Source organism: Bradyrhizobium macuxiense, assembly GCF_001542415.1.
In the GTDB taxonomy this organism is placed as follows: Bacteria; Pseudomonadota; Alphaproteobacteria; order Rhizobiales; family Xanthobacteraceae; genus Bradyrhizobium; species Bradyrhizobium macuxiense.
In genome coordinates, this window is sequence record NZ_LNCU01000032.1 from 72,306 (window position 1) to 79,213 (window position 6,908).

Below are 6,908 nucleotides of genomic sequence, written 5' to 3' on the forward strand. Positions count from 1 at the left end.
TGCTCATTCCGCTGATGGCGTGGCGTAAAATCAGAGAATCTTGACGGCGCTTTCCAGCGTCTTCCAGACGCCCCAGAGCAGCGGAATCCCGACGAACAGCCAGAACAGCGCCGCCTTGAGGTCGAGGCCGCCCTTGCCGATGCCGAACGATCCATGCTGGATCGCCGCGTCGCCCTTGCTGCTTGCCGCCTGCAACTTTGCGACCTCTTCCTCGCTCATGTACCACTTCGGATCGACCGGCTTGACCAGATAGTTGCAGATCAGGCCCGCGATCAGCATGGCGCACAGGATGTACATCGTCGTGTTGTAGAGATGGTCGCGCGGCACGCCGGCGGCGAGCTGGAATTCGCGCAGATAGTTCACCACCACCGGGCCGATGATGCCGGCCGTCGACCACGCCGTCAGCAGCCGTCCGTGGATGGCGCCGACGAACTGAGTGCCGAACATGTCGGCGAGATAGGCCGGCACCGTGGAGAAGCCGCCGCCATACATCGACAGGATGATGCCGAAGCCGAGCACGAAGAGCAGCTTCGAGCCCATCGCCGCGAAGGTCGGCGCCAGCGCGTAGAGCGCGATGCCGAGCACGAAGAATGTGTAATAGGTGTTCTTGCGGCCGATATAGTCCGACAGCGAGGCCCAGAAGAAGCGGCCACCGATGTTGAACAGCGACAGCAGGCCGGCAAAGCCCGCGGCGATGCCGGCGATCATGGTCTTCTGCTCGACCGAAAGCTGGCCGAAAGCGAGCTCCGGATGCCCGATCAGCTTGCCCGCGAAGATCTCCTGGAGCATCGGCGAGGCCATGCCGATCACGCCGATACCGGCCGACACGTTCAAGCAGAGCACCCACCAGATCAGCCAGAACTGCGGCGTCTTGTGCGCGTTGTCGAGATGCACATTGTGCTCCGAGATCATCGACTTCTTCTCGCTCGGCGGTGTCCAGCCGTCCGGCTGCCAGCCCGCCGGGGTCACGCGATAGGCGAAGGCTCCGATCATCATGAAGATGAAATAGACGATGCCCATCACGACGAACGTCTCCCAGACGCCGACCGAGGTCGGGGTCTTGAAATAGTTGATCAGCAGGTTCGCAAGCGGCGCGCCGATCATGGCACCGCCGCCGAATCCCATGATGGCCATGCCGGTCGCCATGCCGCGGCGATCGGGAAACCACTTGATCAGCGTCGAGACCGGCGAGATGTAGCCGAGGCCGAGACCGACGCCGCCGATCACGCCGGCACCGAGCCACATGATCCAGAGCTGATGCACGTAGATGCCGAACGCAGCGACGATCAGCCCGCCGCCCCAGCACAGCGCCGCGACCACGCCGGCCTTGCGCGGCCCGGCGCGCTCGAGCCATCCCCCCCAGATCGCTGCGGAAACGCCGAGCAGCACGAAGAACAGGGTGAACATCCACCCGAGGCTTGCGACCTTCCAGTCGCAACTGGTCGTGAACAATTCACCGACCAGCGAAATGTCGGGGCAGGCCTTCGGCGCGTTCAGCCCGATCGCGCGCGAGAGCGGCAGCCAGAACACCGAGAAGCCGTAGGCCATGCCGATGCAGAGATGAATGCAGAGCGCAGCGGGCGGCACCAGCCAGCGATTGAAGCCGGCGGTCGCGATCGTCCGCTCCCTGTCGAGGATACCCGCGCCCGCTGCGGATACAGTTCCGGCGCTGCTCATCGTCGTCATTGTAACCTCCCTGCAGCCGCTGCTGCTCGCAGCGCGTCTGCCGTCTTCGATCCCGCTTCCGCACCGTTGCGGCGCAACCTTGATGTCTGTTGTTCCGCACAATTCCTTGCATGCGCCGGGATCACCACGCGCATTTCGGAATTGCTAACCCCCGACGCGGCCGGATATGCCCCCGGTCGTGCGGCCCGATCTGGTAGGAGCCCTACCCTATGTCACCCTCGTGCCGCTTCGCAGACACGACTCCGCCTCCACACCCCAGTGGAGATTATCAATTCGCGCAGAAGCCGGAATAGGTGTCGATAGGCAAAAGGTAGATATCAGTCGCGTCTAGCTGATACGCGGCGATGCAGCATTTGACTTGTCTATCGCTCCATTCGCCTTCTCGATCAGAAAGACGATACGGGCGTCGTTTCGTTCCGTGATTTCGACCTTGTCACCGGTTTCCCGAATGAGGTTCGGGATATCGATTACCGAAAGCGGATCGGTGCAATGCACTTCGAGGAAGTCTCCGGGCGTCACGCTCTTGAGCGCCTTGCGCGTCTTCAATGCGGGCAGCGGACATTTCAATCCGGTGAGGTCGAGCTTGGTCGTGGTCATGCCGCGAACATGGCGAAGCGGCTGCGCATCGTCAACGCTCACATCAGGTTGGCATAGGACAGGAAGCCGACCGTCTGGCCGGGCTCGACGCGCGTCACCTGCTCACCCAGTTCGACGAGCCCGTCGGTGTCGACCAGTGACGACAGCAGGCCGGCGCCTTCGCGCGGAAACTTGATCGCCTCGCGTGCGCCGTCATGCGCGTCGCGGAGATTGACGCGCACATATTCGCGCCGTCCGGTCTTCTTCTTGTAGGTGAAGGCCGCGCGCACAGGCAGCGGAACCAGCGGCTCCTGCCGCGCCCCCATCAGCGCCAGCACGGTCGGGCGCACCACGTGAACGAAGGTGACGAAGCTCGCCACCGGATTTCCCGGTAGCCCGATCAACGGCGTGCCGTCGATGATGCCCATCGCGACCGGCCGCCCCGGCTTGATCGCCATCCGCCACAGCACGAGCTTGCCGACCGCCTCGACGCCGGCCTTGACGTGATCCTCCTCGCCGGTCGAGACGCCGCCGGTGGTGAGGATCAGGTCATGGGCGCCTGCGACGTTCCGCAGGGCGGACGCAAGCGCGGTGGGTTCATCGCGCAAAATTCCGAGATCGCTGATCTCGCAGCCGAGCCGGCGCAACATCGCCATCAGCATGAAGCGGTTGGAATCGAACAACTGCGCCGCCGCGCGGTGTTCGCCGGGCGAGACCAGCTCGTCGCCGGTCGAGAACACCGCAACGCGCAGCCGCCTGACGACGGAAAGATCGGTCAGGCCGAACGCCGCCGCAAGCGCGACATCCTGCGGCCGCAGCCGCTGGCCGGCTTGCAACGCCACATGCCCAAGCGGAATGTCCTCGCCCGCCGGGCGGACATTGGCGCCGGGCTTCAGCCCCGCCGGCAGCACGACCTTGCCGTTATCGAGGTGGACATCCTCCTGCATGAACACGGTGTCGGCGCCGTCAGGCATCGGCGCGCCCGTGAAGATGCGCGTTGCCTCACCGCGCTTCAATGCGGCTTGCGCCGAGGCGCCGGCCGGCAAGCGGCCGGACAACGGGAAGGCGCATGCATCCGTCTGCGGCAGGTCGCCGCTCGCCACCGCGTAACCATCGACCGCGGAATTGGTGAAAGGCGGCAGCGCTAGGGGTGCCGCGATGTCGCCGGCCAGAACGCGGCCGTCGCTTGCCGCAAGCGTCACCGTCTCGATCTCGGTGACGGCAGTGACGCGGGCCGTGATCAGGCCCACCGCCTCGTCCACCGACATCATCGGCCCGCCAAAGGCAAAGCAATCGTCGGACAGTTGCGCCATTCTGCCTCTTCAGCTCCCGGCCGAAGCCGTCGCCAGCACGTCGTCGACCGAGACCGCGGACCGCAGCATCAATTCGGCGACCTCCTTGATATCGTCGAGATGGGCCATCGGCAGCGTGGTCTCGACCGCGACATCGCTCGCGATCCCCACCACGCTGGCGTCGTCGGGAAACAGCAGCGGCTTGCCGTTGGCCGCGCGATGCACCTCGATCTTGTTGACCGGCTCGCGCTTGAACCCCTCGACCACGACCAGATCGACCCGCCCCATCTTGGCGAGCAGTTCCGGCAGGCGCGGCTCGCTCGCACCACGCAGCTCGTGCATCAGGGCCCAGCGCCGTGTAGAGGACACCAGCACCTCGGTGGCGCCGGACTGCCGGTGCACCCAGGAATCCTTGCCGGGCACGTCAACATCGAATTCGTGATGCGCGTGCTTGATCACGGAGACGCGCAGGCCGCGGCCAAGCAGATACGGGATCACCCGCGACAGCAAGGTGGTCTTGCCGGCACCGCTCCATCCTGCGAGGCCAATGACTTTCATCTTGCTGCATCTCTCCATCACGGAACCGCTCGTTCCCCGTCATTGCGAGGAGCTCGCGACAAAATTGCAAGAGCAATTTTGCGCTGAAGCGACGAAGCAATCCATTTCTCCATTTGCGGCGCGATGGATTGCTTCGCTGCGCTCGCAATGACGGATCCCTGTTCCATCCAGCTTCCACCATGCTTATATCGGCTCTAAGCCCTTGTCATGCTAGCCTGACCAACATGATGAAGATCGAGAAAGCACCCGTTCCCCTGATCGTCCCCAATCCGGACGATCCGCGCCTGACCGAGCGTGTCAAGGGTACCGACCAGACCGGGGCTGCGGTCGAGATCAAGGTGCCGGTGGAGCGGCCACTGACGCTGTATCTCAATGCGCAGGAGATCGTCACCATGATGACGATCGGCGACTATCCGGAATATCTGGCGCTCGGCTATCTGCTGAACCAGAACATGCTGAAGTACGACGACGTCGTCACCGAGGTCGAATATGATGACGACCTTCAGGTCGTGGTCGTCCGCACCGAGCACCACACCAATTTCGAGCAGAAGCTGAAGAAGCGCACGCAGACCTCCGGCTGCGCGCAGGGCACCGCGTTCGGCGATCTGCTGGAGGCGGTCGAGAGCGTCGCGCTGCCCAAGGCGGAGCTGCGCACCTCCTGGCTCTACCAGATGACGCAGACGATCAACACCATGCCCTCGCTCTATCTGGAAGCGGGCGCGATCCACGGCTGCGTGCTGTGCAAGGAAGGCGCGCCGCTCTGCTATACCGAGGACGTCGGCCGTCACAACGCCGTCGACAAGATCGCCGGCTGGATCTACCGCCACGGCGTCGACCCGGCAGACAAGATCCTCTACACCACCGGACGGCTGACCTCGGAGATGGTGATCAAGACGGTGCGGATGGGCATTCCGATCCTGGTGTCGCGCTCAGGCTTCACGGCGTGGGGCGTCGAGCTGGCGCGGCAGGTCGGGCTGACGCTGGTCGGCCGCACGCGCGGCAAGCGCTTCATCGCATTGTCGGGCCAAGAGCGCATCGTGTTCGACCAGAATCTCGATTATGTCGAGGAGGAATCGGCACGCCACAAGCGCAAGGGCGAAGCACGTGACGACTAATATCCCTGGTGTTCTGCTCGCCGGCGGCCTGGCGCGGCGCATGGGCGGCGGCGACAAGCCGATGCGTACCATCGGTGGCCGCACCATTCTTGAGCGCGTGATCACCCGGCTGACGCCGCAATGCGACGGCCTGATCCTCAACGCCAATGGCGATCCGGCGCGCTTCGCTACGTTCGGGTTGCCCGTGATCGCCGACACGGTCGCGGATTTCCCCGGCCCGCTTGCCGGCATTCTCGCCGCGCTCGACTGGGTCGCGGCTAACCGGCCTGGTGTTTCGCTGGTGCTGAGCGCCGCTGCCGACTGCCCGTTTCTGCCGCGCGACCTGGTGGCGCGGCTTTACCGGGGGCTCGCCGACCAGCACGCCCAGCTCGCGGTCGCGGCTTCCGGCGGACAGTCGCACCCGGTGATCGGGCTGTGGAGTGTGGACCTGCGCGACGAGCTCCGCCACGCGCTGGTCGTGGAGGACGTAAGAAAAATCGACCGCTGGACCGCCCGCCACAGGCTCGCCACCGTCAGCTGGCCGACCGCCCCGCTCGACCCGTTCTTCAATGCCAACACGATGGACGATATCGCCGAGGCCGAGCGGCTGGCGGCGTTGGATGAGATGGGATAGATCCCGGGAAATTCCTGCAGCAGGTGCGTCCAAACCACCGCGAACGCGATCAAGCCGCTTTGCATCAACGGCAGCATCGCATCCGTTGTCGTGCCTCACGCTCCTGTTGCTGGGCCACCAACCGATATACCTCCTATCCGGCTGATATACCTCGAAATTTCAAGGGAGATCTCACTGCAGGAGGCGGCCGAGGTGCGGTAAGATTCTGGGCATCGTCGCAGCGGGAGTTTCGCGCATGTCTCGCGCGCCTTCGATCGTGCCGCAGCAAACGGACCATGACACCTATTTGGTGCTGAACGATTTCGGCAAACTCGGCCGCGCCTGGTGCGAAGCGGATGAAGAAGGCACCGATCGGAAAACGCTGATCCGTCGCCTTATGGAAGACCAATATAGCCACCCGATTCGCATCGTGGCCTTCAACACTGCCGAAGGATGGTCTCGCGACGTAACCAAGGATATTGCCGACGAACTCCGGCGTAGCATTGCGGAGTACGATGAAGTCCCACGGTCGGTACAAGAGTTCGTGGAGGTAACCGTCCGGCACTGAGTTGAACACGGCCGCCAATGCGCTTCGCGATCGATGTCGCGTTCGAACCATGCGAGGAGCGAATAAGGGCCATCTCGCCAATCAAGCATGACCGAATCAGACGAGCGACGTCGGATGGGGCATGCGTTCCGGTTACCATCCACGCCAACGTGCGACAAACGGCCGCGACGGGCAACTCAGGAAAACCCGTCAAGCCCTCATGCGCAAAATATTTCTGTTTTTCGGAATTGCGATTTGATGTATGAATTGCCTGTCTCACCCGATTGAGGGGCGCGTCGCGATCGTCACGGGTGTTGCGGTGAGATGCGGTGGACTCCGGGCGTGTGACTGACGAGCACGTGCAAGGCGGACGGCGAAGTCGTGCAGGCCTGACGCCCTAATGGCAGGTGTCTCCCCACAAAACGCGAGAGCGTTTTTGCGGAGGACGGTGACAAAAGAGCCCAGTCTCACCGGGGAGAGTACGTATAAGCCGTAAACCATCGCGCAGGGAAAGCCGGATTGCTCCGGTTACACCTGTGGTC

At 63.6% G+C, this 6,908-nt stretch carries 7 protein-coding genes; 3 read left to right on the plus strand and 4 right to left on the minus strand.

Annotated elements, in window-relative coordinates:
• Positions 1–30: 30 nt before the first annotated feature.
• From AS156_RS07355 to mobB, 4 genes are all read right to left on the minus strand, one after another.
• Positions 31–1,686: an L-lactate MFS transporter gene (locus AS156_RS07355; protein ID WP_066502005.1), complete on the minus strand. Its 1,656-nt coding sequence runs from the start codon at positions 1,684–1,686 to the stop codon at positions 31–33.
• A 327-nt stretch (positions 1,687–2,013) separates the two neighbouring features.
• On the minus strand, positions 2,014–2,283 hold the full coding sequence (locus AS156_RS07360; protein ID WP_066502222.1) for a sulfurtransferase TusA family protein: 270 nt from the start codon (positions 2,281–2,283) through the stop codon (positions 2,014–2,016).
• 38 nt (positions 2,284–2,321) lie between these two features.
• The gene (locus tag AS156_RS07365) at positions 2,322–3,575 is read right to left on the minus strand and encodes a molybdopterin molybdotransferase MoeA (RefSeq protein WP_066502008.1); all 1,254 of its coding nucleotides are present in this window, start codon (positions 3,573–3,575) and stop codon (positions 2,322–2,324) included.
• Positions 3,576–3,584: 9 nt separating this feature from the next.
• Entirely contained in the window at positions 3,585–4,130 is a 546-nt protein-coding gene (mobB, locus tag AS156_RS07370) for a molybdopterin-guanine dinucleotide biosynthesis protein B (protein ID WP_136626080.1), read from the minus strand.
• A 206-nt stretch (positions 4,131–4,336) separates the two neighbouring features.
• On the opposite strand from mobB, the gene fdhD reads away from it, so the two are divergent.
• The 3 genes from fdhD to AS156_RS07385 all read left to right on the plus strand — a co-directional run bounded on the left by fdhD (position 4,337) and on the right by AS156_RS07385 (position 6,387).
• Positions 4,337–5,227 (plus strand): formate dehydrogenase accessory sulfurtransferase FdhD, encoded by an 891-nt coding sequence (fdhD, locus tag AS156_RS07375; RefSeq protein WP_066502009.1) that lies wholly within the window; start codon positions 4,337–4,339, stop codon positions 5,225–5,227.
• Complete coding sequence (gene mobA / locus AS156_RS07380; protein WP_066502224.1) at positions 5,172–5,840, plus strand: molybdenum cofactor guanylyltransferase MobA; 669 nt, start codon at positions 5,172–5,174, stop codon at positions 5,838–5,840. The genes fdhD and mobA overlap by 56 nt, the downstream gene beginning before the upstream one ends.
• A 235-nt stretch (positions 5,841–6,075) precedes the next feature.
• Complete coding sequence (locus AS156_RS07385) at positions 6,076–6,387, plus strand: hypothetical protein (RefSeq protein ID WP_066502011.1); 312 nt, start codon at positions 6,076–6,078, stop codon at positions 6,385–6,387.
• The last annotated feature ends 521 nt before the right edge of the window (positions 6,388–6,908 follow it).

Excerpts from the sequence above, each read along its gene's own strand:
- mobA (WP_066502224.1), top strand. The coding sequence starts at position 5,172 with ATGTCGAGGAGGAATCGGCACGCCACAAGCGCAAGGGCGAAGCACGTG.
- mobB (WP_136626080.1), bottom strand. The coding sequence starts at position 4,130 with ATGGAGAGATGCAGCAAGATGAAAGTCATTGGCCTCGCAGGATGGAGC.
- AS156_RS07355 (WP_066502005.1), bottom strand. The coding sequence starts at position 1,686 with ATGACGACGATGAGCAGCGCCGGAACTGTATCCGCAGCGGGCGCGGGT.
- AS156_RS07365 (WP_066502008.1), bottom strand. The coding sequence starts at position 3,575 with ATGGCGCAACTGTCCGACGATTGCTTTGCCTTTGGCGGGCCGATGATG.
- fdhD (WP_066502009.1), top strand. The coding sequence starts at position 4,337 with ATGATGAAGATCGAGAAAGCACCCGTTCCCCTGATCGTCCCCAATCCG.
- AS156_RS07385 (WP_066502011.1), top strand. The coding sequence starts at position 6,076 with ATGTCTCGCGCGCCTTCGATCGTGCCGCAGCAAACGGACCATGACACC.
- AS156_RS07360 (WP_066502222.1), bottom strand. The coding sequence starts at position 2,283 with ATGACCACGACCAAGCTCGACCTCACCGGATTGAAATGTCCGCTGCCC.